This window comes from Streptomyces sp. NPDC127117, from assembly GCF_042677325.1.
Taxonomy (GTDB): domain Bacteria; phylum Actinomycetota; class Actinomycetes; order Streptomycetales; family Streptomycetaceae; genus Streptomyces.
Map to the genome: position 1 here is coordinate 56,776 of NZ_JBHXTM010000009.1, position 25,469 is coordinate 82,244.

Here is a 25,469-nt window from a genome sequence, read left to right on the forward strand (position 1 = left end):
GGCGGGGGCTCTGACAACCGGACTCTCACCCATGTTTCAGCAGGTCAGGCAGGACATCAAACGCCCCGGTCCATATCGGTCGGACCGGGGCGGGGGACGGTGGGCAAAGGGCTGGTGCGGGCGGGCGGACTCAGTGCCTGGCCAACGGCTTCGGACGCGAGGACCGCGCCGGAACCGCGTTCGGCGGTGCGGGCACGGGCGGGGGCGAGGGGGTGGGCGCGGACGCCCCGGGCGAGGTCTGCGGCGGCCCTGGCCTTGGCCTCGGCTGAGCCTGTGCGGGGCGCTGGCCCTGCGCGCGGCGCTGCGGCTGACCGGTCTGCGGCGGCGCCACCTGCTGCTGCACGGGCTGCTGCTGGACGGGCTGCTGCTGGACGGGCTGCTGCGCCCGCTCCAGGAAGCGGAGCAGCTCCACCGGGAACGGCAGTACCAGCGTGGAGTTCTTCTCCGCCGCCACCGCCACCACCGTCTGCAGCAGACGCAGCTGGAGCGCGGCCGGCTGGGAGGACATCTCCTTCGCCGCCTCGGCGAGCTTCTTCGACGCCTGGAGCTCGGCGTCCGCGTTGATGACCCGGGCCCGCCGCTCACGGTCGGCCTCGGCCTGGCGGGCCATGGAGCGCTTCATCGTCTCCGGCAGCGATACGTCCTTGATCTCCACCCGGTCGATCTGCACCCCCCAGCCGACCGCCGGGCTGTCGATCATCAGCTCAAGGCCCTGATTCAGCTTCTCGCGGTTGGACAGCAGATCGTCCAGATCGCTCTTTCCGATGATCGACCGCAGCGAGGTCTGCGCCATCTGCGACACCGCGAACCGGTAGTCCTCGACCTGGATCACGGCGCTCGCCGCATCGACGACCTTGAAGTAGATGACCGCGTCCACCCGCACCGTGACGTTGTCCCGGGTGATCCCGTCCTGTGCCGGCACCGGCATCGTCACGATCTGCATATTGACCTTGCGCAGCCGCTCGATGCCGGGGAGCACCATGGTGAACCCGGGTCCTCGTACGTCGTCACGGAGCCTGCCGAGCCGCAGCACGACACCGCGCTCGTACTGCTTGACGACCTTGGCCGCCGCTGCCGTGTACAGCGCGCCCGCCGAGGCCGCCGCCACTATCGCGATCACGAGCTCCTGGACCATGACGGCCCCCTGAACGCCGGAAACTTCCGAAAGCTCCCGATTCAGGTGGTCCGCATGGGTCGCACGGGGCGTGCGAGTCACACGCGTCGCTTGAATCAGTCGCTATTACCACGGTATGCCCAATATCAATCGATATGAACACGGATCGGGCCCCCGTCGTCCCGTCCTTCCCCCGCCCGGCCGCGTACCGGATGCCGGGGCGCCGGAGAGGAGGCAGGGTGACCAGCGTCAGCACGTACCGAGTACGTACTCCGTGGCCATCCGTGCGTACCCGTGGCCCACGCAGCGCCAGTGCCGGTGCAACGAGCCGGACGAGACAGACGAGGACCCCGCCCATGCCCGTGATCGCTCACCGACGCCGCCGTCTCGGCATCGCAGCCGGGACCGCGCTCCTGACCCTCACCGTCGCAGGCTGTTCCGGCCTCGGCCGGACCGCGGTCGGACCGATCGCCTACACGACGGAGCGCGGCGTCGAGATCACGGTGAACAGCCCGCTCGTGAAGGGCTGCCACCGGCTCGCCCCCTCGGGCGCCAAGGTGGTGAGCAACGGCACCCTGGTCGACATCATTCTGTACCGCACCCGCAACTGCACCGGTCCGGGCACGACGTACGTCGCGAGGTCGGTCACCGATGTCAACGCGGGCTCCGCCCTGCCCTGGCGCAGCTACAGCACGGTCCACTGACCGGCCGCGTTCGCCACGGCCCCGTCCGCCGTCCGGAATCCAGCGCCTCCCGGGCCGCGGATCTCACTCGCTCCGGGGCCGCTCCGGCACGGCGCGCACCCATATCCCGTCGTCCGTGAGATACCGGTCCACGGTCAGGCCCGCCGCCTCCAGGTGGCCCTCGAACTGTTCCTTCGACAGCTCACGCGACCGGAACGTCTGGGTCCATCGCGCGTCGTCGAAGACGTACTCGGCACGCACCGAGTCCACCCCGTCCCCCACGGGCTCCGCCGAGACGATCCGTACGGTGTATCCGGCCGGATGGGTCCTCTCCCGCGGCAGGTCGGTGTGGTAGTCGGCGCCCTCGCGCTGGATGAGCACGACGCCGCCGTCCTTGACGTGCTTGCGGCAGGTCCGCAGCATCCCGTCACGCACCCGGTGCTCGCTCGTGTGCACCAGGAACGACGCCAGCATCACCACGTCGAACCTCTCCTCGCCGAGGTCCAGCGACTCGATGGGGCTCCGCACGGTGCGGGCGCCCCGGATGTGCTCCAGCATCTGCGCCGACTCGTCCACGGCGGTGACCTCGAAGCCGCGGCCGATCAGCGGATGCGTCACCCGGCCCGCACCGCAGCCCAGTTCCAGAATGCTCGCTCCGGCGGGCACCGCCGCCGCGATCACGTCCGGTTCGTCGCCGACGGAGAGCCGTCTGTACAGCTCGACCGCGCAGCCGTCCGGTGTGATCGCGCCGGGGCCCGTCCCTGAGTACCCTTCACGCACCAGTTGTCCGCTCATGTTCGTTGGAACGAACGGCCGTTGACGGCGGTTCCGGTCTTGCCGCCCCACATCGCCCCGCGCCGGCTCACACCGAGCGACGGGCGACCAGCGCCGCGCTGATGTGCTGGAGGTCGGCCGGGCGGGCCGGGGAGAGGCCGGTCAGCCGGTCGATGCGGCGGATCCGGTAGTCGACCGTGTTGGGGTGGATGTGCAGGGCGGCCGCGGTGGCCCGCCGGTCCAGGCCCAGTTCGAGATAGGTCTCCAGGGTGCGCAGCAGCTCCGGCTTCGCCTCCAGCGGCCGCAGCAGCTGCGCGAGCCCGTGCAGGGCCTCGCTGGGCCGGCTGAGCTGGTATTCGAGCAGCACATCGGCCAGCCGGTACAGGCCGGGCGGCCGGCCCGTTCGGACGATCAGATCGACGATCTCGGCGTTACGGGCCACCGCGGCCGGCACCGCCTCCGGTTCGGCGGTCTCCGCGGCGGCGGTGATGGGGACACCGGCGGCGCGGGTCGCCTCCTCGACCAGCGCACGCAGACCGCCCGGTCCGTGCCAAGGCGGCGGCTCGGCGGCGGGCAGCAGCACCGTGCCGCCGGAGGCGTCGAGGGCGGTGAGCGCCGGCGTGCCGGCGAAGTGGTCGAGTGACGTGCGGACCCGGCGGATCTTGCGCCGGGCCGCGATGCCCGCGCCGGGCCCGGGTGACTGGTTCAGCTCGTCGGGGTGCGGGGCGAGCGCGAGCGTCATCGTCAGGTAGCGGGCGGCCGGACGCAGCCCGGTGCGGTGGGTGAAGCGGTCCAGGGGTTCACCGGTCAGCAGCGCCGCCATCAGGGCGTGCCGGCCGCCGTGGTCCTGGCTGTCGAGGATCTGCCGGGCCTCCAGGTACGCGCTGCTGACGGCGGAGGTCAGCTGCTGCTGAAGGACCATGATCCGGTCCATGATCTCCAGAATGGTGGCGAGATCGCCGGGCAGTGCCCCCTTCGCGGCCTCCTGCCAGCACATCGCGGTACCGACCTGGTAGGCGGTGAGGATCGCGTCCAGCGGCACGCCCTCCTCGGCGCGCTGGGCCGCCGAGTCCCGTTGCTGGGCGAGTTCGGCCTCCGTGGCGGGGCGGCGGTGTTCGACGACGTCGGCGAAGAGCCGCAGATTGTGCTGGACGATGTCGGCGATGTCGCCGGAGATCTCCTCGTGCGGCAGATCGGCGTAGACCGGCAGATCGGCCAGCAGCCGGGCGACGACACGGCCGGTCAGGGCCGGAACCCGGGCGCGCAGCTGCGCGGCGACCGGACGTCCGGCGATGGACAGCGGCCGGCTCCCCGGCCCGCCCGGAACACCGTGCTCGCCCGTGATGACGAGCGTCCGATTGTCACGCGTCACAAGTTCCCCCGCAGAAGTCTGCGTTACCCACCAGTTAAACGACGGCACTTGAGTCTGCATGATGACCGGCGTCACACGCCATGCCACGTTCCCGCCCCCCACCGTCGGAGGATTCCGTGAACATGCCGCAGAACAAGGGCATCTGTCGTTCCGTCAGGACTGTCATGGGCGCTCTCGCCCTGGCCGGTCTGGCCGTGGGGACCGGTGCGGTACCGGCATCCGCCGCCGGTACGGACGATGCCACGTCCTATGTCGCGCTCGGCGACTCCATGGCCTCGGGACCGCTCATCCCCGACATCACGGGGCCGGTGGCCTGCGGCCGTTCGACGCACAACTACCCGCACGAACTGGCCGAGCGCCTCGGCGCTTCGCTGACCGACGTCACGTGCAGCGGCGCCGCCTCCAAGCACATGACCGAGAAGCAGTCGCTGTCGCTGCTCGACATCCCGATGGGCTCGGCGCCGCCCCAGTTCGACGCGCTGCGACCGGACACCGACCTGGTGACGCTGACCATCGGCGGCAACGACGCCGGACTGGTCGGCATCGCGCAGAAGTGCACCACCCTCGACCCGAACGCCACCCCGTGCAAGGAGAAGTACAACGAGGGCGGCGTGGACCAGGTGGGGCAGCGCATCGCGGAGTTCGCGCCGAAGCTGGGCGTCGTACTGGACTCGATCCACCAGCGTTCGCCGCAGGCCCGGGTGATCGTCACGGGGTACGGGCTGTACATCAAGCCCGGCGGCTGCTGGCCGCTGCAGCCGGTCCTCCCGGTGGACGCGGACTTCCTGCAGGGCAGCGTCGACCGGATGAACTCGGTGATCGCCGAGCAGAGCGCCGCGCACGGGGCCGAGTACATCGATCTGGCCACGCCCAGCAAGGGCCACGACTCCTGCCAGGCCCCGTCGGACAAGTGGGTCGAGGGCTACGTGCCGACCGCGGCCGCCGCCCCGCTGCACCCCAACCGCAACGGTGAGGCGAACTACGCCGCCATCATCGGTGCGCACCTCCAGGGGAGCTGACCGGAGTTGCGGCATCGTCTGCTGCGCGGGCTGCTGGCGGCGGCGCTCGGCGCCGCCGCCCTGCTCGTCCCGGACGCCCGGCCGGCACACGCCGCCGGGCCGTCCGGGCCCGGCTGCGACCCGCTGGCGCCCGTCGAATGCCTGCTGCCGTTCCCGAACGACTGGTACACCCGGGCCGACCCGGCCACCGACACCGGCCGCCGGGTGGCCTTCGGCGCCACCACCCTGCCGCGCGCCACGGCCGGCCGGCCCATCGACCCGACGGCCTGGAACCGGTCCGACGGCTTCTCCCCCGGCTCGACGCTGATCGCGCACGTCCCCGGCCTCGACCCGGCGGCGACCGGCGCGGCCCCGATCACCGACATCGGCAGCTCCCTGGCCCCGGACGCCCCCGTCGTACTGCTGGACACCCGCACCGGCGAGCGGTGGCCGTACTGGGCGGAGCCGGACTCCAACGCCACCGACCCCGCGCGCCGGGCCCTGCTGATCCATCCCGCGCGCAACTTCCGCGACGGCCACCACTACGCCGTCGCCCTGCGGAACCTCAAGGACGGGGCGGGGCACACCATCCCGGCCGCCGGCCCGTTCGCCGCCGTCGCCGGGGAGCCGCTGCCCGGCGGGCATCCGCTCCGCGCCCGCCAGCGTCAGCTCCACCCGGCCCTCAGGGCGCTGCACAGGGCCGGGGTGCGGTCCGAAGGGCTGTATCTGGCCTGGGACTTCACCGTCGCGAGCACCCGCGGTCTCACCGGTGACCTCTTCACCGTCCGCGACGACGCGTTCCGCCGGCTCGGCGGCCGCTCCCCCGGGTTCGCCGTCACCCAGGTCACCGACTTCACGGCCGAGCAGGACCCCCGGATCGCCCGCGAGGTGACCGGCCGGATCGACGTGCCCAGCTATCTGAACCTGCCCGGCGGCCCGCCCGGCTCCGTACTGCACCGCGGCCGCGACGGCCTGCCCCGGCGGCTCCCGCTGAACACCCAGCTCGCCACGTTCCGCTGCGAGATACCGCGCTCCGCCTTCCGTACCGCCTCGCACCCGGCCCTCTACGGGCACGGCCTCCTCGGCCGCCGTTCCGAGGTCGGCGCCGGCAATGTCAAGGCGATGGCGGCGGAGCACAACTTCACGTTCTGTGCGACGGACTGGATCGGGATGGCCGAGGAGGACATCCCCGTGGTGCTCGGTGCGCTCGCCGACCCGAACCTCTTCCCCGCCGTCCCCGAACGCAGCGAACAGGGCATGCTGAACGCCCTCTTCCTCGCCCGCGCCCTGATCCACGCGGACGGGCTGAGCACCGACCCGGCCTTCCGCGACGCGGACGGCCGGCCGCTCGTCGACACCCGGCACGGCATCGGCTACGACGGGAACAGCCAGGGCGGAATCCTCGGCGGCGCGCTGGTGGCCGCCTCGCCCGACATCCGGCGCGGGGTCCTCGGCGTCACCGGCATGAACTACGGCCTGCTCCTCGAACGCAGCGCCGACTTCGCACCGTTCCAGCAGGTCCTGGACCTCTCCTACCCGGACAGACTGCGCCAGCAGATCGTCCTCCAGCTGTTCCAGATGGTGTGGGACCGCGGTGAGACCAATGGGTACGCGAACCACCTCACCGACCGTCATCAGGTGCTGATGCACATCGCGTACGGGGACCACCAGGTCGCGAACGCGGCGGCCGACGTGGAGGCGCGCACCCTCGGCGCCCGGCTGATCGCCCCCGCACTGGCAACGGGCCGCAGCCCGGACACCGTCCCGTACTGGGGCATCGGAACCCTCTCCCGGGGTCAACTGCCTTACCGGGGCTCCGCGATGACGGTGTGGGACAGCGGTACGCCCACCCCGCCGCTCACCAACACCCCGCCCACCGGGCCGCAGTACGGCCACGATCCGCACTCGGACCCCCGCAACTCGTCGGCCGCGCGTCAGCAGAAGGCCACCTTCCTGACCACCGGCCGTGTCATCAATGTCTGCGGCACCACGCCGTGCACCGCCGTCCCCGCCTCCTGACACCCCCCACCCCCCTGACAGGGATGCAGACAAGGAGCACCATGCGCACGCACCGCATCACCCAGGCAGCCGTCGCGGCCGTCCTGCTCGCCGGTACGGTCCTCGTGCCGCCGGCCCTCGCCGCCACGCCCGCCGGCGCACCCGCGGCGAGCGCCGAGGCCGCCACCCGGGCCGCCGCGGTGCCGTTCACCGCGGCCACCGCCAAGCGCGCCGCGGACGGCGGCTACACGCTCTCCTGGTCCTCCGCCGCCGGCTCGGTGGCCGTCACCGCCGTCACCTCCCCCGACGCCACCACCGGCACCCCGGTGGGCACCGCCCCCGGCACCGGTTCGCTGACCGTCCCCGCCGGAACCCTCGCCGAGGCGGGCCGCTGGTACTTCCGGCTGGTGCCGGACAGCGGTTCCCCGCTGGTCGTCGCCGAACGTTCGCTCGGGATCGAGTCGGCCCGCAACTTCCGGGACATCGGCGGCTACCGCACCACCGACGGCCGCTGGGTCCGTCCGGGGCTGGTCTACCGCTCCAACAAGATCAACAAGCTCACCGACGCCGAGCAGCAGCGCCTGCTCTCCCAGCGGCTCACCCTCGACGTGGACCTGCGCAACGCGGTGGAGCGGCACGACGACCCGGACCGGGTGCCCGCCGGTGTGAAGTACCAGGTCGCCGACGTGGTGTCGCTCAGCCACGGCATCCGCTTCCACGACTCGGCCCTGATGACACTGGCCGAGGCCATCGCGGCCGGGCTGTTCTCCGGCTCGTCCGACCTCGGCCAGTCCATCGGCTACCCGTTCATGGTCAACTTCGTGGGCGCCGACTACGCCTTCCGCGACCTGCTCACGGCCGTCGCGACGAACGACTCCGGCGCGACGGTCTTCCACTGCAGCTCGGGCAAGGACCGCACCGGCTGGAGCACGGCCGTACTGCTCACCCTGCTCGGTGTCCCGCGCGAGACCGTCGAGGCGGACTTCCTCGCCAGCAACGACTACCTGGGCAACCCGAAGGCCGTCGAACTGAGCTGGCTGCGCGCGGCGTTCGACGAGGTCGACCACATCTACGGCGACTTCGACACCTACGTACGCGAGGGCCTGAAGCTCGACGACGCGACGGTGGCCGCCCTGCGCACCAAGCTGCTGACCGACTGACGCGCCGTCAAGATCCGGTGTGCCGACAGGCGGTGACCCCGCCGCCCGTCAGCACACCGGGTATCGCCCGTCCGGCCAGGCGACCGCGTGCTCGGCCTCCAGGCAGAGATCGTCGGCCACCTCGGTGATCACCGCGCGGCCCTCGGTCGACACCAGCCAGGACGGCGGAAGGTGTACGTCCCCGTGGCGTGCGCCGAGCAGATTGCCGCAGATCGCTCCCGTGGAGTCACTGTCGCCCGAGTGGTTGACCGAGAGCAGCAGCGCCGGGGCCACCTGGTCGGCGCCGGGCAGCACCAGGGCGCAGTACACGGCGATGGCGAGGGCCTCCTCCGCGACCCAGCCCGCGCCCAGCGTCTCCACCTTCTCGCCGGTCGGCGCACCCTCCGCGGCCAGATACACGGCGGCCCGAAGCGCCGCTGTCGTCTCCTCGTGCCCCGGATGGTGGCGCAGCAGCTCCATCGCCCTCAGCACGGCACCGGCCATCGAGTCGCCCTCCAGGAGGTGCGTGACGATCGCGGCGAGGGCCCCGGCCGCGTACGCGCCGGTCGGATGACCGTGGGTGAGCTGCGCGCACCAGTACGCGAGCCGGAAGCCCGCATCGGCGTCCTGGCCCAGCAGCCCGAACGGAGCGGACCGCATCACGGTGCCGCACCCCTTGGACCCGGTGTTGACGGGTCCGGGCTCGCCGAGCCGGCGCGTCGGTTCGGGGAGATGGCCGGTGGCGAGCCCGGTCAGACAGGCGTTGCCGGGGGCCCGGCGGGCGTAGAGCCAGGGCTGCTGCCGGAGCCAGCCGGTCCGTATCGGGCTGTCACCGCCCGCGAAGGGCGGCGCGGGGTGGTTCTGAGTGTCCAGCCAGCGGAGGTAGGCGTTCCGTACGAGCGCGGTCTCGGCACCGCCGATCCCCTTCGACGCCGCCCGGGCATGGGCCCTGATCAGCCCCTCGGCCGTGAACAGGGTCATCTGCGTATCGTCCGTGACCCGTCCGACGACCCCTTCCTCGTCCGGGAGCAGGCCCTGTACGCCGTGCTCACCGTGCGCCCTGCGGATACCGGCCAGGGACAGGAACTCCACCGGGTTCCCCAGCGCGTCCCCGATCGCCCCGCCCAGCAGACAGCCCCGGACCCTCGCCCTGCGGCCGGTGCGGCCCTCCCACGATGTGCCGTTCACACACGATCCCCTCAGTCCGACATCGAGATGTCCCGGAACGCCGTCGTGGGTCCATGCTGGTAGAAGAGGCGATCGCCATGCGTACCGGCAATGAACCGACGACTGCCCGCAGTCCACTTCGGCTGCGGCTCTGGCTGAGTCTATGGGGGCTGACCTGGGCCGTCTTCGGCCTGGCCGCCTTCACGCTGACCGGCCGGCCGGGCTGGGCCGCCGCCTGCGGCCTGCTGCTCCTGCTGGTCCTGGTGGATCTGACGGTGATCATCCACCACATCCACCAGGGCCCGCACTACCAGCCCGGCCGCAAGATCCCGCCGTACGAACCCGACCACGGCGGGCGCGGCAGATACGGGCACTGAGGCGCCGCCGGGGGCACGGCCGCCCGGCGCGGGACGTCAGCCCTGGGCCGGGAAGCGGGCCGCCTTCAGATACTCCGGGTTCGGGTCGAGCGCGGCGGCCAGCCGGAAGTGGCGGGCGGCCCGGTCCGTGCGGCCGGAGCGCTCGAAGGTGCGGGCCAGCGCGAAGTGCGCGAAGGCGTTGTCCGGTTCGCGCTCCAGGACGAGTTCGAATTCGAGCTCGGCGGGGCGCAGCTGGGCGGCGGCGAAGAACGCGCGGGCGCGCAGCAGCCGGGCAGCGGTGTTCTCCGGATGGGCCGCGATCACCGAATCCAGCAGTTTCACCGCGCCGCGGGGGTCACGCGCGGCCAGCAGTTGTTCGGCCGCTCGGAAGTCGATGACGTCGGTCTCCGGGGTCCTCTCGGGCACGGTCTCGTCCTTCCCTTCGTCACCGGGTCCTCGACCCGTCACCGGGTCCACAACGTCCGGCCGGGGTCCGGTATTCCGGTCCCGGCCGGTGCCGGGGTCAGCCGGCCACGCCGGCCCGCTCGGTCAGCTCCGACCAGACCTTGCGGACCTGCGGTTCCAGGTCCTCCAGCGGTCCGTCGTTGTCGATGATCAGGTCGGCCACGGCCCGCCGCTGCTCGCGGGTGGCCTGGGCGGCCATCCGGGCGCGGGCCTCGGGCTCGGTCATGCCTCGCAGCCGTACGAGCCGGTCGAGCTGGGTCTCGGGGCTCGCGTCCACGACGACGACCAGGTCGTAGAGCGGCGCCAGGCCGTTCTCGGTGAGGAGAGGGACGTCGTGGACGACGACCTGGCCGGGGCCCGCGGCCCGCTCCAGCTCGGCGGAGCGGGCGCCGACCAGGGGGTGGACGATCGCGTTGAGGGTGGCGAGCCGGTCGGCGTCGGAGAAGACGATCGAGCCGAGCTTCGGCCGGTCCAGGGTGCCGTCGGCGGTGAGGACCGAGGTGCCGAACGCCTCGACGACGGCCGCGAGCCCGGGTGTCCCCGGCTCGACGACCTCACGGGCGATCCGGTCCGCGTCGATCAGCACGGCCCCGTATCCGACGAGCAGCCGTGACACTTCACTCTTGCCGGCGCCGATCCCACCGGTCAGGCCCACTTTCAGCATGCCCGGCAGCCTAGTACGAGGGGGTGACCGGCGGGAGCGGTCAGACGTCCCCCTCGCGCTCCGCGAGGAACCGCTCGAATTCCAGGCCGATCTCATCGGCGGACGGCAGGTCCACCGGCTCGGCGACCAGGTTGCCCCGGGTCTCGGACCCGGCGACCGCGTCGTACTGGTGCTCAAGGCCCTCGACGAGCGAGACGAGTTCCTCGTCGCCCTGGTCGATCTGCCGGTCGATCTCGGTCTGGGTGCGGTGCGCCTCGGTGCGCAGCGCATGGGCGACGCTCGGCAGGACCAGACCGGTCGCGGCCGTGATCGACTCCAGCGCGGTGAGCGCCGCGTCCGGGTACGCGGAGCGGGCGACGTAGTGCGGGACGTGGGCGGCGACGCCGAGGACGTCGTGTCCGGCCTCCATCAGGCGGTACTCCACCAGGGCCTCGGCGGAACCGGGCACCTGCGCCTCGTCGAAGGGGCTGCGGTGGCCGGGCATGAGGTCCGTGCGGTTGCCGTGCGGGGTGATGCCGACGGGGCGGGTGTGCGGGACGCCCATCGGGATGCCGTGGAAATTCACGGCGAGGCGGACGCCGAGGCGCTCGACGATCTGCTCGACGGCGGCGGCGAAGCGCTCCCACTCCACGTCGGGCTCGGGCCCGGACAGCAGCAGGAAGGGCGCTCCGGTGGCGTCCTGCACGACCCTGACGTCGAGCGTCGGGGTCTCGTAGGCGGCCCAGCGGTCGCGCCGGAAGGTCAGCAGGGGGCGCCGTGCGCGGTAGTCGACCAGACGGTCGTGGTCGAAACTGGCCACGACCTGGTGCGGCAGCGTTTCGAGCAGGCCGTCCACGATCTGCTCGCCGGTCTCGCCCGCGTCGATGTATCCGTCGAAGTGGTAGAGCATGACCAGGCCGGCCGACTCCTGGGCGAGCGCCATGTCGACGACGGCCAGTCCCTTCGGCTCCCATTCGTACAAACTCTGCGGATCAGGCACGGTTACCGCTCCTCCTCGTGTTCGTCGAGAAGAACGTCCGGCAGGGCACAGGCATTCCCGGACTGTGCCCTTTCACCCGCCGGTTCATGCCGGATCCGATGCGAGAACCCGGGGACCGCCCGCACGGCGGTCTCCGGTGTCAGGCATCCGCCTTCCCGCCGGGACACAGGCATTGACGTTCATGTCGGTGAACCCCTCGTCGGCGAGGCCGAGTTCACGGCAGACCCGGAGCCGCCGGCTCCGCGCCCGGGCGGGCAACGGGCCGTCAGTTCCTTGTGCACCACACAGGCTTCCCTCCGTTCACCCGGTTCACCGATCCGCCCTCGCGAAGCATTGGTCCAGACATTGACAGGGTCGCACCCCGTCCCTACCGTCACTGGGCAGAGCGTTCAGAGACTCGCCCCACATTCATGTACGAGAACCTCGAACCCCTTCGACGGGAAGGCACCCCCATGCGCACCCGCACTCTGCTCCCCGCCCTGCTGGCCACCGCGCTCGCCACCGGCGGCCTCGCCCTCGCCTCCGCCACCGCGGCGGGTGCGGCATCGGTCATCGACGTGGGCACCGCCGCCCAGCTCAAGGCCGCCCTCACCGCCGCGGCCCCGGGCGACACCATCCGGCTCGCCGACGGCACGTACAGCGGCAACTTCAAGGCGACCGTCCCCGGCACCGCATCCGCCCGGATCACCCTCACGGGCTCGGCCAAGGCGATCCTCACGGCCGGCGGGGGCTACGGACTGCACCTCAACGGCGCCTCCTACTGGACCGTCAAGGGGATCACCGTCACCGGCGGCCAGAAGGGCATCATGGCCGACACCGCCACCGGCGTCGTCATCGATTCGGTGACCGTGCACGACCTGGACATGGAGGGCGTCCACTTCCGCAAGTCCAGCAAGAACGGCGTCATCAAGAACTCCCGGATCTACGACACCGGGCACGACGGCCGCGGCATGGGCGAGGGCGTCTACGTCGGCACGGCCGGCGATCTCTCCGACCGGAGCGACGGGGTCCAGATCCTGCAGAACACGATCGGCCCGGGGGTCGGCGGCGAGAACGTCGACATCAAGGAGGGCACCACCGGGGCGAGGATCATCGGCAACACCTTCGACGGCAGCGGGCTGACCGGCGCCAACTACGACGACTCCTGGGTCGACGTGAAGGGCAATGACGTCCTGGTCGAGGGCAACAAGGGCTCCCGTACGACCAACAACGGCTACGAGACCCACACCCAGCAGAGCGGCTGGGGCTGCGGCACCGTCTTCCGCGACAACACCTCGGACCTGACCGGCGCCAAGGGCGACAAGCAGCTCGCGGTCAACGTCACCAACTACGGCACGAACTGCCCGACGACCGTGTACAGCAGCAACACGGTGACCGGCGGCAAGGGGCTGACCAACATCACCGTCACGCCATAACGGCGTGCGTGGACGGCCGCGGAGACGAGTGAGGCCCGCTCCCCGAAGGGAGCGGGCCTCACTTTTCAGCTACTGCGGTCGATCATCGACCGGAGGGGGTGCAGAGCGTCAGCTCTGGCCGCCCGCCAGCTTCTCGCGCAGGGCAGCCAGGGCCTCGTCCGACGCCAGGGCGCCGGAGTTGTCCGCGGACTCCGAGGAGTACGAGCCGCCACCGCTGCCGCCGGAGGCAGCCGGGGCGCCACCGGCCGGGGCGGCAGCGCCCTCGGCAGCAGCGGCCTCGTCGGCCTCGCGGGACTTGATGACCTGGGCCTGGTGCTGCTCGAAGCGCTGCTGCGCCTCGGCGTACTGCGTCTCCCACGCCTCGCGCTGGGTCTCGTAGCCCTCGAGCCAGTCGTTGGTCTCGGGGTCGAAGCCCTCGGGGTAGATGTAGTTGCCCTGGTCGTCGTAGGACGCGGCCATGCCGTACAGGGTCGGGTCGAACTCGACCGACGCCGGGTCGGCACCGAAGGACTCGTTGGCCTGCTTCAGCGAGAGGCTGATGCGACGACGCTCAAGGTCGATGTCGATGACCTTGACGAAGATCTCGTCGTTGACCTGGACGACCTGCTCCGGGATCTCCACGTGGCGCTCGGCCAGCTCGGAGATGTGGACCAGGCCCTCGATGCCCTCGTCGACGCGCACGAACGCACCGAACGGAACGAGCTTGGTGACCTTACCGGGAACGACCTGCCCGATCTGGTGCGTACGGGCGAACTGCTGCCACGGGTCTTCCTGCGTCGCCTTGAGCGACAGGGAGACGCGCTCGCGGTCCATGTCGACGTCGAGAACCTCGACGGTGACTTCCTGGCCGACCTCGACAACCTCGGAGGGGTGGTCGATGTGCTTCCAGGACAGCTCGGAGACGTGCACGAGACCGTCGACGCCGCCGAGGTCCACGAACGCACCGAAGTTGACGATCGAGGAGACGACGCCGGAGCGGACCTGGCCCTTCTGCAGGGTCGTGAGGAACGTCTGGCGAACCTCGGACTGGGTCTGCTCCAGCCAGGCACGGCGGGACAGGACCACGTTGTTGCGGTTCTTGTCCAGCTCGATGATCTTGGCCTCGAGCTCCTTGCCCACGTAGGGCTGGAGGTCGCGGACACGGCGCATCTCGACGAGGGAGGCCGGCAGGAAGCCACGGAGGCCGATGTCGAGGATGAGACCACCCTTGACGACCTCGATGACGGTACCGGTGACGATGCCGTCCTCTTCCTTGATCTTCTCGATCGTGCCCCAGGCACGCTCGTACTGAGCGCGCTTCTTGGACAGGATGAGGCGGCCTTCCTTGTCCTCCTTCTGGAGAACCAGGGCCTCGATCTCGTCGCCGACCTTGACGACCTCGTTCGGGTCGACGTCGTGCTTGATCGAAAGCTCGCGGGAGGGGATGACGCCTTCGGTCTTGTAACCGATGTCGAGCAGGACCTCGTCCCGGTCGACCTTCACGATGACGCCGTCGACGATGTCGCCGTCGTTGAAGTACTTGATCGTCTCGTCGATCGCGGCGAGGAAGGCTTCCTCGTTACCGATGTCGTTGACCGCTACCTGCGGGGTGGTGGCGGTGGTCTCGGTGCTGCTCGTCATGTGGGAAAGGGCTCCGGTACGGACAGTGAGTCGTAGGTACTGCTACGCCGGGAGCCCGTATCACCTCTGCAGAAGCCGGACAGCTCGGGAAGCACCGGACCCGCTGGACGGGAAGCGCCTCGTGAACCGAGGGGACATACAACAGATGCGAGCGCGGCCTGCTAGGTCTGAGGCGCGCAGGCTCGCAGCGCAACTTGTAGCATACGGGGGCAGCCGGGCACGGTCAATGCGCGAAGGCGCACACCGGGGGCGCAACGGCTCATATCCGGCACAACTCGTGTTCCCCGAGGCCAGATCGGCCCCAGGAGACAAACCCACGGGCACGGGAGCCGTACTCACAGGTACCCCCAGCTACGTACCGCGTGCGGCGGGGTGAAGGCAAACTACAACGACGGACACGATGAGCCAAGAGATCTACCCGGCCGAACCCGAAGCGACCCGCCGCGACGCGTCGGAGGCCGAGAGCAGCCGGGCCAGTCGCGGCTGGTGGGACCGGAACGCCGACGAGTACCAGAGCGACCACGGCGCCTTCCTCGGCGACGACCGTTTCGTCTGGGGCCCGGAGGGCCTCGACGAGGCGGAGGCCGGTCTGCTGGGCCCCGCCGGGTCGCTGCGGGGCCGGGACGTCCTGGAGATCGGTGCGGGCGCCGCGCAGTGCTCGCGCTGGCTCGCCGCGCAGGGGGCCCGTCCGGTGGCGCTGGACCTCTCGCACCGGCAGTTGCAGCACGCGCTGCGGATCGACGGCGGCGATGCGCCGGCGCTCCGGCTGGTCGAGGCGGACGCCGGGGTGCTGCCGTTCCGGGACGGCTCCTTCGACCTGGCGTGCTCCGCCTACGGCGCGGTGCCGTTCGTCGCCGACCCCGTGCAGGTGTTCCGCGAGGTGCGCCGGGTGCTGCGGCCCGGGGGCCGCTGGGTCTTCTCGGTGACGCATCCGGTGCGCTGGGCGTTCCCGGACGAGCCGGGGCCCGAGGGCCTGTCGGTCGCGGCCTCCTACTTCGACCGCACTGCCTATGTCGAGCAGGACGAGCGGGGCGACGCCGTGTACGTCGAGCACCACCGGACGCTCGGCGACCGGGTGCGGGACGTGGTGGCCGGCGGCTTCCGGCTGGTCGACCTCGTCGAACCGGAGTGGCCGGCCTGGAACCACCAGGAGTGGGGCGGCTGGTCCCCCTTGCGCGGAAACCTGATCCCCGGCACGGCGATCTTCGTCTGCGAACGGGACTGACGGGACCGGGCGGGCGGCACCGGCGGCCCGGCACGGGGGCGGGTCGTACGAGACTGGGGGCGTGATCCGTACCGACGCCCTGGACCAGTTGCCCGTCCGCACCGCTGTGCCCGCCCTGGAGCGGGCGCTCGACGACCGCGGTGTCGCGGTGCTGTGCGCGCCGCCCGGCACCGGCAAGACCACCCTCGTACCGCTGGTCCTGGCCGGTCTGGCCGACGGCGGTCCGGTGCGCCGGGTGGTGGTCGCGGAACCGCGGCGGATCGCGGCGCGGGCGGCGGCGCGGCGGATGGCGTGGCTCATCGGGGAGCGGGCCGGCGGCCGGGTGGGGTTCACGGTCCGCGGGGAGCGGGTGGTGGGGCGCGACACGGTGGTGGAGGTGGTGACCACCGGTGTGCTGCTCCAGCGGCTGCAGCGCGACCAGGAGCTGACCGGGGTCGATGCGGTGATCATCGACGAGTGCCACGAGCGGCATCTGGACGCGGACACGGTCGCCGCGTTCCTGCTCGACGTGCGGGAGGCGATCCGGCCCGATCTGCGGCTGGTCGCCGCGTCCGCGACGACGGACGCGCAGGGCTGGGCGCGGCTGCTGGGCGATGCCCCGGTGGTCGAGGCGGAGGGTGTCTCGCATCCGGTGGAGGTGGTCTGGGCGCCGCCCGCCGCTCCGGTGCGGCCGCCGCACGGGATGCGGGTCGATCCGGCGCTGCTGACGCATGTCGCCGCGACGGTGCGCCGGGCGCTCGCGGAGCGGGACGGCGACGTGTTGTGTTTTCTGCCGGGTGTCGGCGAGATCGGGCGGGTGGCCGGGCAGTTGGCCGGCGTGGCCGCCGAGGTGCTCCAGGTGCACGGGCGGGCTCCGGCGGCGGTGCAGGACGCGGTGCTCGCCGGGTCGTCCGGCGAGGGGCGGCGGGTGGTACTGGCGACCTCGGTGGCGGAGTCGTCCCTCACGGTGCCCGGGGTGCGGGTGGTGGTGGACTCGGGGCTGGCCAGGGAACCGCGTACCGATCATGCCCGGGGGCTGAGCGCGCTGACGACGGTGCGGGCCTCGCAGGCGGCGGGGCGACAGCGGGCGGGCCGGGCCGGGCGGGAGGCGCCCGGGGCGGTGTACCGGTGCTGGGCGCAGGCGGAGGACGGCAGGCTCGCCCGGTTCCCGTCCCCGGAGATCAAGGTCGCGGACCTGGCGGCGTTCGCGTTGCAGGCGGCGTGCTGGGGCGATCCGGACGCGTCGGGGCTGGCGCTGCTCGACCCGCCGCCCCCTGGTGCGATGAGCGCGGCGCGCGAGGTGCTGACGGCGGTCGGTGCGGTGGACGCGGAGGGGCGGGTGACCGACCGGGGCAGCCGGATGTCGCGGCTGGGCCTGCATCCCCGGCTGGCGCGGGCGCTGCTGGACGGGGCCGCCGAGGTGGGCGGCCGGCGGGCGGCCGAGGTGGTGGCGCTGCTGAGCGAGGAGCCGCCCCGGGAGTACGGGGACGATCTGGCGGCCGCGTTGCGCGCCGCGCGGCGGGGCGGCGACGGGTACGCGGGGCGGTGGCGGCAGGAGGTGCGGCGGCTGTCCTCCTTCGTCGCGGACGCGGGCGGGGGTTCCGGGCCGGACGACGCGGCGGTGGGTCTGGTGGCCGCGCTGGCGTTCCCGGAGCGGGTGGCGCGGGCCCGGGGCGAGGGGGCGTTCCTGATGGCGTCGGGGACGGGTGCGGAGCCGCGGGACGGTTCGGGGCTGCGCAGCGCGCCGTGGCTGGCGGTCGCGGTGGCCGACCGGCCCGCGCACTCGGCGTCCGCGCGGGTGCGGCTCGCGGCCGTCATCGACGAGGGCACGGCGCGGGCGGCCGCCGGGCATCTGCGGTTCGCGGGTGAGGAGGTCCGCTGGTCCGGTGGTGATGTGGTGGCCCGCCGGGTGGAGCGGCTGGGTGCCGTCGAGCTGTCGGTGCGCCCGTTGAAACAGCCGGAGCCCGGGCTGGTGCGCGAGGCGCTGGTCGAGGGGCTGCGGCGCGAGGGGCTCGGGCTGCTGCGCTGGACGCGGGAGACCGGGCAGCTTCGGGAGCGGCTCGCGTTCCTGCGCCGTGAGCTGGGCGAGCCCTGGCCTGACGTGTCGGAGGGTGTGCTGCTGGAACGTACCGAGCAATGGCTGGAGCCAGAGCTGTCGCGTGCCCGGCGGCGCTCCGATCTGGCACGGATCGACGCGGGGCAGGCGTTGCGGCGGCTGCTGCCGTGGGCGACCGGTGAGGCGGCGCGGCTGGACGAGCTGGCGCCGGAGCGGATCGAGGTGCCGAGCGGTTCCCGGATCAGGGTGGAGTACGGCGGGGCGCAGCCCGTGCTCGCGGTGAAGCTCCAGGAGCTGTTCGGTCTGCGGGAGACCCCGAGGGTGGCCGGGGTGCCGGTCCTGGTCCATCTCCTCTCACCCGCCGGCCGCCCCGCCGCCGTCACCGCCGATCTGGCGTCGTTCTGGCAGGACGGCTACCGCGCCGTACGGGCGGAGCTGCGCGGCCGCTATCCGAAGCACCCGTGGCCGGAGGATCCGACGACGGTGGAGGCGACCCGGTTCACCAAGAGGGCCCGGCGGTAGGCGGCGCGGGCTGCGCCGCGCTGCCTGCCGCCGGGCCCTCCAGAACGCGGCTCAAGCGGGAGCGGGGGTAACGACGGGGTCAGGGGCCGCGTCCGGCCGTCGGGAGCGGGCCTCCAGCCACAGGGCGAGGGCGAGCAGTCCGATGCCGAGGACCAGGAAGCCCCACGGCAGGTACGAGGTGAGGAGCAGGACCAGCAGGCGCTGGGACTTGACCAGGTCGACGATCGATTCGACGTAGTCCGGGCGCATCTTCACGTGCCCGGCGAACACGGTCATGGTGTCCTGCGGCATCCCCATCTTCCGGGCGTTGCGCAGCTCCTCCTTGTGGATCTCCTCGCCGTTGACCGGCGCTCCGGTGACCGGGTCCACCCAGAACATCCGCTTGGTGGTGTACCAGCGGGTCATGCCCGTCTTCGCGATCTGTTCCGGGGTGACGCCCTTGATCGGCATCTTCTTCGGCATCGGGACCTTGGTCCACGGGATGGTCTGCTCGAAGTAGTAGACGTCCATGCCGTGGAAGGTGCGGTTGCCCTTGTAGTGGATGGGCGAGCTGGTGCGGGTCTGGGCGTCGAAGTACTCGTAGTCGCGCTTCTGGGTGAGGAAGGGCCACTTGAACTCGATGCCCTCGCGCCTGACCGGGTCGCCGTCGACCATTTCGCCGGTGGCGTGGACGGGGGCCTGGCTGTGGGCGTCGAAGATGTAGCGCTCGGGGATCTCGGAGACCATCTTGCCGTCCGGCCCGGCCACGTAGCTGAGGGCGTCCCAGACGACGACATCGCGGCCGGCGCTGCGTTCGATCTTCTCGGACTCCTCGACGTTCCCCTTGAGGGTCTGCACGATGGTGACCCTGGGGACCGTCTTCACCTTCATGTTGTCGTTGTAGTCGAGGAGAGTGGCGGGCTTCGCCTCCAGCACCGTCTCCTGGTACTGGCTGGGCGGGATCTTCGCCAGCCTGGGAAAGGCGTACCAGCGCAGCAGTGGCGACATGGCGGCGAAGAAGACGGCGAATGCCAGGAGTACGAGGCTGGCTCGGCGGCGCATGTGGGTGCCCTCCCTCGGCTTCGGTTGCTTCCGGTGGTCAGTGCCGGATCTGGGCACTAGTTCTTGGGGCCCGGGACGGTGGTCAGCAGGGGTTCGGGCGAGGTCTCTCCGGGCGGGGCGCCGATCGCCGTGATGGTGAAGACGAGCGCGAGGGCTGCGGCGAGCCCGATGGCGGCGGCGACGAGAGCACGCATGCCGGTCCTCCCGGAGAGTATGGATCTGATGGGGCGTCAGGGTTGGGGCACCGTAGCAACGCGGGCGCGAGATGAGAACACGTGGAACAGCCCCTCTGCCGGGTGGTGGCAAAGGGGCTGTTCCGACGTGCGGTGGAGCGGTCAGGCGGTGGGCGTCCCGGAGGGCTCGGGCGTCCTGGACGGCTCGGGCGTCGCGGAGGGCTCGGGTGTCCCCGAGGGATCGGGCGTCCCGGTGGCCCCGGCGGCCTCGACCTTCAGCTCGATGACGAGGACGGCACCGCCCTCGGTGGTGAGGCGCAGCTTGTAGGTGCCCGCGATGCCGTCGGCGTAGATCTTGGGCAGCTTCAGGGTGCCGTCGGCGCCGGTCTTCAGGTCCGTGAGGGTACGGACCGTCTTGCCGTCGGCGTCCTCGTCCTTGAAGTAGGGGCCCTTGTCGTTCTCGACCGGCTTCACGTCGTCGGTGATCATGGTTGCGGTGACGGCGACACCCGCCGCGATCGCGCCCTTGTAGGTGGCCTTGACCTCGACGGCGTCGGCGAACTCGGTGCCGGCCTCCGTGGTCAGTGCCTTGTCGTCAATCCTGGCGATCTTGTCGGCCGGGCGGCCGGTGACGGTCGCGCTGTAGGCGACGGCGGGCAGCGAGCGGCCGGTGGCGACGGCCCGCACCGTGAACTTCCCGGCCTTTTCGCCCGCCTTCAGGACCGGGGCGGTGACCGTGCCGTCGGCGCCGGTCAGGAGGGTGACCGCCTTCTTCCCGCCGTCGAAGGCGGCTTCGGTGTCACCGGCGACGGTGAAGGTCACGGACACCTCGGCGAGCGGGCCGCCGAGTTTGTTCTTGGCCCGGACCTTGATCCGCTCGGCGAAGGCGTCGCCCGCGGTGGCCGTCAGCGGGCCGGTACCGGCGTTCTCCACGCCCGCGAGGGTCTCGGCCGGCTTGGTGGGGGGCGTCGGCTCCGGGGTCGGCTCGGTCGACCCGCCGCCGGGCTTCGAGGGTCCGGGAGACGGCTTGCCGGGCCCGGACGGCGAGGGCGACGGGCTCGGGCCGCCGAGGTCGCGGTCCGTACCGCCGCCGAGGCCGGGCGGGACGGTGCCGGTTCCGTCGGGGATCTCGTGGGTGCCGCGCTTGTAGTAGTCGAACCACGAGCGGACGGTACGCAGATAGGCGTCCGAGTGGTTGTAGCTCAGGACCGCCCGGTCGAGGTCCCCGGCGAGGGACAGGTCGCGGGAGCCGGCGCAGAGGTAGCGGCCGGCGGCGAGCGCCGCGTCGTAGATGTTGTTGGGGTCCTTGCGGCCGTCGCCGTTGCCGTCCTGGCCCCAGGTCGCCCAGGTGGACGGGATGAACTGCATCGGGCCGACGGCGCGGTCATGGGTCGGATCCCCGTCGTACGCCCCGTTGTCGGTGTCCTTGATCATGGCGAAGCCCCGGCCGTCCAGGACCGGGCCGAGGATCGGCGAGAACGTGGTGCCGTTCGCGTCGACCCTGCCGCCGCGGGCCTGGCCGGACTCGACCTTGCCGATCGCGGCGAGCAGCTGCCAGGGCAGCCGGCAGGCGGCGTCGCTGCCGGCGACGGTCTGCTCGGCCTTCTTGTACGCCGCCAGGATCGAGGCCGGGATGCCGGATTCCGCGCTGCCGGTGACAGGCAGATTCGTGGACGTGCCCGGCTTGTTGGGGGTGTTCAGTGGCGGCAGGTCCGTGTAGTAGGGCGAGTTGCCGGTGGCTGCGCTGTCGTCGGGCGGAGGTGTCGACCCGGTGGCCTGCGGGTCGTCGCTCCCGGTGACCAGCGTGGTGCCCGGGGCCCCCGAGGCGGAGAGCGCCGCCACGGCGACGGCGGCCACAGCGGTGGTGGTCGCCCCCTTGCGAAGCCGGCGACCGAATTGCGCTGCCATACCTCTGGCCCCTCCCCTTCGACGACAGTCCGCGCTCCCCAGCGACAGGACTCAGGCGACCCTACGGCAACTTGTGCCGCCGGGACACTGCTCACTGACCGTTTCTTACCTGTTTTTCACGTTCCCGACGGCAAGTTGTACGGCGGTGGTCAGGGTGGCTCACACGGCTCGCGCATACTTGCCGCCATGCCGTTCACACTCAGTCATGCCGCCGCCGTACTGCCGGGGATGCGGCGGGACGGGACGGCGCGTGGACCGCTGTTCGCCTCGGCCCTGGTCGCTGGTTCGTTCGCCCCCGACATGACGTACTACGCGGACACCGCGGTTCCCGGTGCCATGGAGTTCGGGCAGGTCACCCACTCGGTGTGGGGCGTGTTCACCGTGGATGTGCTGATCACCACCGCCGTGGTGGCGTTGTGGCTGCTGCTGCGCGAACCGCTGGTGGCGCTGCTGCCGGCGGGTTGGCAGGGGCGCGTCCACGCGTTCGTACGGGGCCGGCGCGGGGCCCTGGGCGTCCGGGAGGTGGGTGGGTTCGTGGTGTCGGCGGTGATCGGGGCCGCCACCCATGTCGTCTGGGACGCGTTCACCCATCACGACCGGTGGGGTGTGCGCCTGGTGCCGGTGCTCGACTGGAGCGTCGGCGGGTTCCCGGTGTTCCAGCTGGTGCAGTACGGCAGTTCGGCGGTGGCCCTGGCCGTGCTCGCCTGGTTCACGGCTTCGGGGCTGCGTGGGACGGGGGCGCGCCCGGTCCCGCCGTCGGTGCCGGTGCTGGACCGGCGGGGCCGGTGGGTGGCGGGAGTGCTGCTGAGCGTCTGCGTACTGCTCGGCGTCGTCCACCGGTGCGCGCGCTGGTACGCGTACTTCGGGCACATCGACACCCCGCTCGACATCATCCCGACCGCGTGCTTCGGCGCCGGGGCGGGGCTGGCGGTGGGCCTGGTGCTGTACGGGGCGTGGATGCGACTGCGGACGCGCCGCCCGCGCCCGGCCGCACCCGTGGCCGCCGGGCGCATGTAGGAGGCCCGCCCCGGCGCCGGGGCGCCGGGGCGCCGGACGGACTCAAGGGCATCGCGCCCCCGGCCCGCCCGGCGCCGTCGCGAGGTCAGTGCGCCGCGGACTCCCAGTCCGTGCCGACGCCCACCGAGACGTCCAGCGGAGCGCGCAACTGCACGGCCGTGGACATCTCGTGGCGCAGGATCTCCTCGACCCGCTCCCGCTCGCCCTCGGCGATCTCCAGCACGATTTCGTCATGGACCTGGAGCAGCATCCGGGACTTCAGCTTCGCCTCGGTCAGCGCCCGGTCGACCTGGAGCATGGCGACCTTGACGATGTCCGCCGCGGTGCCCTGGATCGGTGCGTTGAGCGCCATCCGCTCGGCCATCTCGCGGCGCTGGCGGTTGTCGCTGTTGAGGTCGGGGAGGTAGCGGCGGCGGCCGAAGACGGTCTCCGTGTAGCCCGTGGCCCGGGCCTCCTCCACCACCCGGTGCAGATAGTCGCGCACTCCGCCGAACCGCTCGAAGTAGGTGTCCATCAGGCCGCGCGCCTCGCCGGCCTCGATGTTCAGCTGCTGGGAGAGGCCGAACGCGGAGAGCCCGTACGCGAGTCCGTAGCTCATGGCCTTGATCTTGCGGCGCATCTCGGGGTCGACGGCCGACTTGTCGACGCCGAAGACCTGGGAGGCGACCGTGGTGTGCAGGTCCTCGCCGGAGGTGAACGCCTCGATCAGGCCCTCGTCCTCGGAGAGGTGTGCCATCACCCGCAGCTCGATCTGGCTGTAGTCGGCGGTCATCAGCGTCTCGAAGCCCTCGCCGACGACGAAGCCGCGGCGGATGGCCCGGCCCTCGTCCGTACGGACCGGGATGTTCTGCAGGTTGGGGTCGGTGGAGGAGAGCCGGCCCGTCGCCGCCACGGTCTGGTTGAACGTGGTGTGGATCCGGCCGTCCGCCGCGATCGTCTTGACCAGGCCCTCGACCGTGACCCGCAGCTTGGCCTGCTCGCGGTGGCGCAGCATGATCACCGGCAGCTCGTGCTCGGTCTGCGCGGCGAGCCAGGCCAGCGCGTCCGCGTCCGTGGTGTACCCGGTCTTCGTCTTCTTCGTCTTCGGCAGGCCCAGCTCACCGAAGAGGACTTCCTGGAGCTGCTTGGGCGAACCGAGGTTGAACTCGCGGCCGACCGCGGCGTGCGCCTCCTTCACCGCCTGCTGCACCGCACCGGCGAACTGCTGCTCCATGCCTTCCAGATGGGCCCGGTCGGCGGCGATTCCGTGCCGCTCCAGGCGGGCCAGCAGCGCGGACGTCGGCAGCTCCATGTCGTGCAGCAGCTCGGCCGCGCCGACCTCCGCCAGCCGCGTGGTGAACGCGTCGCCCAGGTCCAGGACCGCGCGGGCCTGTGCCATCAGGGACTCGGCCTCGGCCTGGTCGTCCGCGCCGAAGGCCAGCTGCCCGTCGGAGGCCGCGGCCGGGGCCAGCTCTCGGCCCAGGTACTCCACCGCCAGCGCGTCCAGCGCGAAGGAACGACGGCCGGGCTTGACCAGATAGGCGGCCAGCGCGGTGTCCATCGTGACGCCCTCGACCTGCCAGCCGTGCTCGGGGAAGACCCGCATGGCGCTCTTGGCGTTGTGCATGACCTTGGGCCGGTCCGGGTCGGAGATCCACGCGGCGAACGCCTGCTCGTCGCCCTCGTCGACCGCGGCCGGGTCGAACCAGGCCGCCGCGCCGTCCGCCGCGGCCAGCGCGACCTCGGTGACCGCGCCGCTGCCCAGCGCCCAGGTGTCGACGGTGGCCACGCCGAGCGGCTGCCCGCCGTGCTCGGCGAGCCACGGCGCGAGCTCGCCCGCGCCCAGCACCGCACCGTCCAGCTCGATGCCCGCGGCGGGTGCCGGGGCCTCGTCCTCGGCCGCGCCCGGGTCGACGGCCAGCAGCCGCTCGCGCAGGCTAGGGTTGCGGATCTCCAGGACGTCCAGCACGCCGGTCACCGCCGTGCGGTCGTACGGGGCGCGCTCCAGGTCCTGCGGGGTCTTCGGCAGCTCCACGTCGCGGACCATCTCGGTCAGCCTGCGGTTCAGCCGCACCGCGTCCAGGTGGTCCCGGAAATTCTGGCCCGCCTTGCCCTTGACCTCCTCGGCCCGCTCGACCAGCTCGGCGAAGGAGCCGAACTGGTTGATCCACTTCGCGGCGGTCTTCTCACCGACACCGGGGATGCCCGGGAGGTTGTCCGACGGGTCGCCGCGCAGCGCCGCGAAGTCCGGGTACTGCTGCGGCGTGAGCCCGTACTTCTCCTCGACCTTCGCCGGGGTGAAGCGCGTCAGCTCCGAGACGCCCTTCGTCGGGTACAGCACGGTGATGTTGTCCGTGATCAGCTGGAAGGAATCCCGGTCACCGGTGACGATCAGCACCTCGAAGCCGGCCGCCTCGGCCTGTGTGGCCAGCGTGGCGATGACGTCGTCCGCCTCGAAGCCGTCGACCGCGAAGCGGTCCGCGTGCATCGCGTCCAGCAGCTCGCCGATCAGCTCGACCTGCCCCTTGAACTCGTCCGGGGTCTTCGAGCGGTTCGCCTTGTACTCCGGGAACTCCTGGGAGCGCCAGGTCTTGCGGGAGACGTCGAACGCCACCGCGAAATGCGTCGGCGCCTCGTCACGCAGGGTGTTCGCGAGCATCGACGCGAAGCCGTACACCGCGTTCGTCGGCTGCCCCGACCCTGTCGTGAAATTCTCCGCAGGCAGCGCAAAGAACGCCCGGTACGCCAGGGAGTGCCCGTCCATCAGGAGCAGGCGCGGTCGGTTGTCTGCCGTCTTCTTCGATGCCGTCTCAGCCACGCCCCCG

Annotated in this window: 21 protein-coding genes; 9 read left to right on the forward strand and 12 right to left on the reverse strand. The window is 71.8% G+C overall.

Features of this window, described 5'->3' with window-relative positions; genetic code table 11:
• Positions 1-130: 130 nt before the first annotated feature.
• On the reverse strand, positions 131-1,135 hold the full coding sequence (locus tag ACFVH0_RS10830) for a slipin family protein (protein WP_385819248.1): 1,005 nt from the start codon (positions 1,133-1,135) through the stop codon (positions 131-133).
• A 335-nt stretch (positions 1,136-1,470) separates the two neighbouring features.
• On the opposite strand from ACFVH0_RS10830, the gene ACFVH0_RS10835 reads away from it, so the two are divergent.
• On the forward strand, positions 1,471-1,818 hold the full coding sequence (locus ACFVH0_RS10835) for a hypothetical protein (RefSeq protein ID WP_385819249.1): 348 nt from the start codon (positions 1,471-1,473) through the stop codon (positions 1,816-1,818).
• A 63-nt stretch (positions 1,819-1,881) separates the two neighbouring features.
• On the opposite strand, the gene ACFVH0_RS10840 is transcribed toward ACFVH0_RS10835, so the two are convergent.
• Together ACFVH0_RS10840 and ACFVH0_RS10845 are read right to left on the reverse strand one after the other, a co-directional pair.
• On the reverse strand, positions 1,882-2,592 hold the full coding sequence (locus tag ACFVH0_RS10840) for a class I SAM-dependent methyltransferase (RefSeq protein WP_385819250.1): 711 nt from the start codon (positions 2,590-2,592) through the stop codon (positions 1,882-1,884).
• Positions 2,593-2,659: 67 nt separating this feature from the next.
• Entirely contained in the window at positions 2,660-3,871 is a 1,212-nt protein-coding gene (locus ACFVH0_RS10845; protein ID WP_385819346.1) for a PucR family transcriptional regulator, read from the reverse strand.
• Between the two features lie 194 nt (positions 3,872-4,065).
• On the opposite strand from ACFVH0_RS10845, the gene ACFVH0_RS10850 reads away from it, so the two are divergent.
• The 3 genes from ACFVH0_RS10850 to ACFVH0_RS10860 are packed head-to-tail and all read left to right on the forward strand — an operon-like array spanning position 4,066 to position 8,099.
• A complete protein-coding gene (locus ACFVH0_RS10850; protein WP_385819251.1) occupies positions 4,066-4,962 on the forward strand; it encodes an SGNH/GDSL hydrolase family protein in 897 nt (298 codons plus the stop codon).
• A gap of 6 nt (positions 4,963-4,968) precedes the next feature.
• Entirely contained in the window at positions 4,969-6,960 is a 1,992-nt protein-coding gene (locus ACFVH0_RS10855; protein ID WP_385819252.1) for a hypothetical protein, read from the forward strand.
• A 41-nt stretch (positions 6,961-7,001) separates the two neighbouring features.
• A complete protein-coding gene (locus ACFVH0_RS10860) occupies positions 7,002-8,099 on the forward strand; it encodes a tyrosine-protein phosphatase (protein ID WP_385819253.1) in 1,098 nt (365 codons plus the stop codon).
• Positions 8,100-8,147: 48 nt separating this feature from the next.
• On the opposite strand, the gene ACFVH0_RS10865 is transcribed toward ACFVH0_RS10860, so the two are convergent.
• Positions 8,148-9,266: an ADP-ribosylglycohydrolase family protein gene (locus tag ACFVH0_RS10865; protein ID WP_385819254.1), complete on the reverse strand. Its 1,119-nt coding sequence runs from the start codon at positions 9,264-9,266 to the stop codon at positions 8,148-8,150.
• A gap of 53 nt (positions 9,267-9,319) precedes the next feature.
• Between ACFVH0_RS10865 and ACFVH0_RS10870 the strand changes: the two genes are divergently transcribed.
• Positions 9,320-9,622 carry a DUF6343 family protein gene (locus tag ACFVH0_RS10870; RefSeq protein ID WP_385819255.1) on the forward strand — a complete coding sequence of 101 codons (303 nt, stop codon included), beginning with the start codon at positions 9,320-9,322 and terminating at the stop codon, positions 9,620-9,622.
• 36 nt (positions 9,623-9,658) lie between these two features.
• On the opposite strand, the gene ACFVH0_RS10875 is transcribed toward ACFVH0_RS10870, so the two are convergent.
• The 3 genes from ACFVH0_RS10875 to ACFVH0_RS10885 form a co-directional block, all read right to left on the reverse strand.
• Positions 9,659-10,027 carry a tetratricopeptide repeat protein gene (locus ACFVH0_RS10875; RefSeq protein ID WP_385819256.1) on the reverse strand — a complete coding sequence of 123 codons (369 nt, stop codon included), beginning with the start codon at positions 10,025-10,027 and terminating at the stop codon, positions 9,659-9,661.
• Positions 10,028-10,124: 97 nt separating this feature from the next.
• On the reverse strand, positions 10,125-10,730 hold the full coding sequence (gene coaE / locus ACFVH0_RS10880) for a dephospho-CoA kinase (protein WP_385819257.1): 606 nt from the start codon (positions 10,728-10,730) through the stop codon (positions 10,125-10,127).
• Positions 10,731-10,770: 40 nt separating this feature from the next.
• Positions 10,771-11,709 (reverse strand): PAC2 family protein, encoded by a 939-nt coding sequence (locus ACFVH0_RS10885; protein WP_385819258.1) that lies wholly within the window; start codon positions 11,707-11,709, stop codon positions 10,771-10,773.
• Between the two features lie 452 nt (positions 11,710-12,161).
• Here ACFVH0_RS10885 and ACFVH0_RS10890 point away from each other — a divergent pair, with 452 nt between their 5' ends.
• On the forward strand, positions 12,162-13,124 hold the full coding sequence (locus ACFVH0_RS10890; protein ID WP_385819259.1) for a right-handed parallel beta-helix repeat-containing protein: 963 nt from the start codon (positions 12,162-12,164) through the stop codon (positions 13,122-13,124).
• Positions 13,125-13,232: 108 nt separating this feature from the next.
• On the opposite strand, the gene rpsA is transcribed toward ACFVH0_RS10890, so the two are convergent.
• Positions 13,233-14,744 carry a 30S ribosomal protein S1 gene (gene rpsA, locus ACFVH0_RS10895; RefSeq protein ID WP_072483117.1) on the reverse strand — a complete coding sequence of 504 codons (1,512 nt, stop codon included), beginning with the start codon at positions 14,742-14,744 and terminating at the stop codon, positions 13,233-13,235.
• Positions 14,745-15,144: 400 nt separating this feature from the next.
• Between rpsA and ACFVH0_RS10900 the strand changes: the two genes are divergently transcribed.
• Positions 15,145-15,969, forward strand: a complete 825-nt coding sequence (locus tag ACFVH0_RS10900; RefSeq protein ID WP_385819260.1) for a class I SAM-dependent methyltransferase — start codon at positions 15,145-15,147, stop codon at positions 15,967-15,969.
• A gap of 61 nt (positions 15,970-16,030) precedes the next feature.
• Positions 16,031-18,526 carry an ATP-dependent helicase HrpB gene (hrpB, locus tag ACFVH0_RS10905; RefSeq protein WP_385819261.1) on the forward strand — a complete coding sequence of 832 codons (2,496 nt, stop codon included), beginning with the start codon at positions 16,031-16,033 and terminating at the stop codon, positions 18,524-18,526.
• Between the two features lie 51 nt (positions 18,527-18,577).
• On the opposite strand, the gene ACFVH0_RS10910 is transcribed toward hrpB, so the two are convergent.
• From ACFVH0_RS10910 to ACFVH0_RS10920, 3 genes are all read right to left on the reverse strand, one after another.
• A complete protein-coding gene (locus ACFVH0_RS10910; protein WP_385819262.1) occupies positions 18,578-19,567 on the reverse strand; it encodes a DUF3068 domain-containing protein in 990 nt (329 codons plus the stop codon).
• 56 nt (positions 19,568-19,623) lie between these two features.
• Entirely contained in the window at positions 19,624-19,761 is a 138-nt protein-coding gene (locus tag ACFVH0_RS10915) for an SPW_0924 family protein (RefSeq protein ID WP_266916575.1), read from the reverse strand.
• A 141-nt stretch (positions 19,762-19,902) separates the two neighbouring features.
• Complete coding sequence (locus ACFVH0_RS10920; RefSeq protein WP_385819263.1) at positions 19,903-21,648, reverse strand: lytic murein transglycosylase; 1,746 nt, start codon at positions 21,646-21,648, stop codon at positions 19,903-19,905.
• A 186-nt stretch (positions 21,649-21,834) separates the two neighbouring features.
• Between ACFVH0_RS10920 and ACFVH0_RS10925 the strand changes: the two genes are divergently transcribed.
• A complete protein-coding gene (locus ACFVH0_RS10925; RefSeq protein WP_385819264.1) occupies positions 21,835-22,665 on the forward strand; it encodes a DUF4184 family protein in 831 nt (276 codons plus the stop codon).
• 85 nt (positions 22,666-22,750) lie between these two features.
• Here the strand turns inward: ACFVH0_RS10925 and polA are convergent, their stop codons facing one another.
• The gene (gene polA / locus ACFVH0_RS10930) at positions 22,751-25,462 is read right to left on the reverse strand and encodes a DNA polymerase I (protein WP_385819265.1); all 2,712 of its coding nucleotides are present in this window, start codon (positions 25,460-25,462) and stop codon (positions 22,751-22,753) included.
• Positions 25,463-25,469 lie beyond the last annotated feature (7 nt).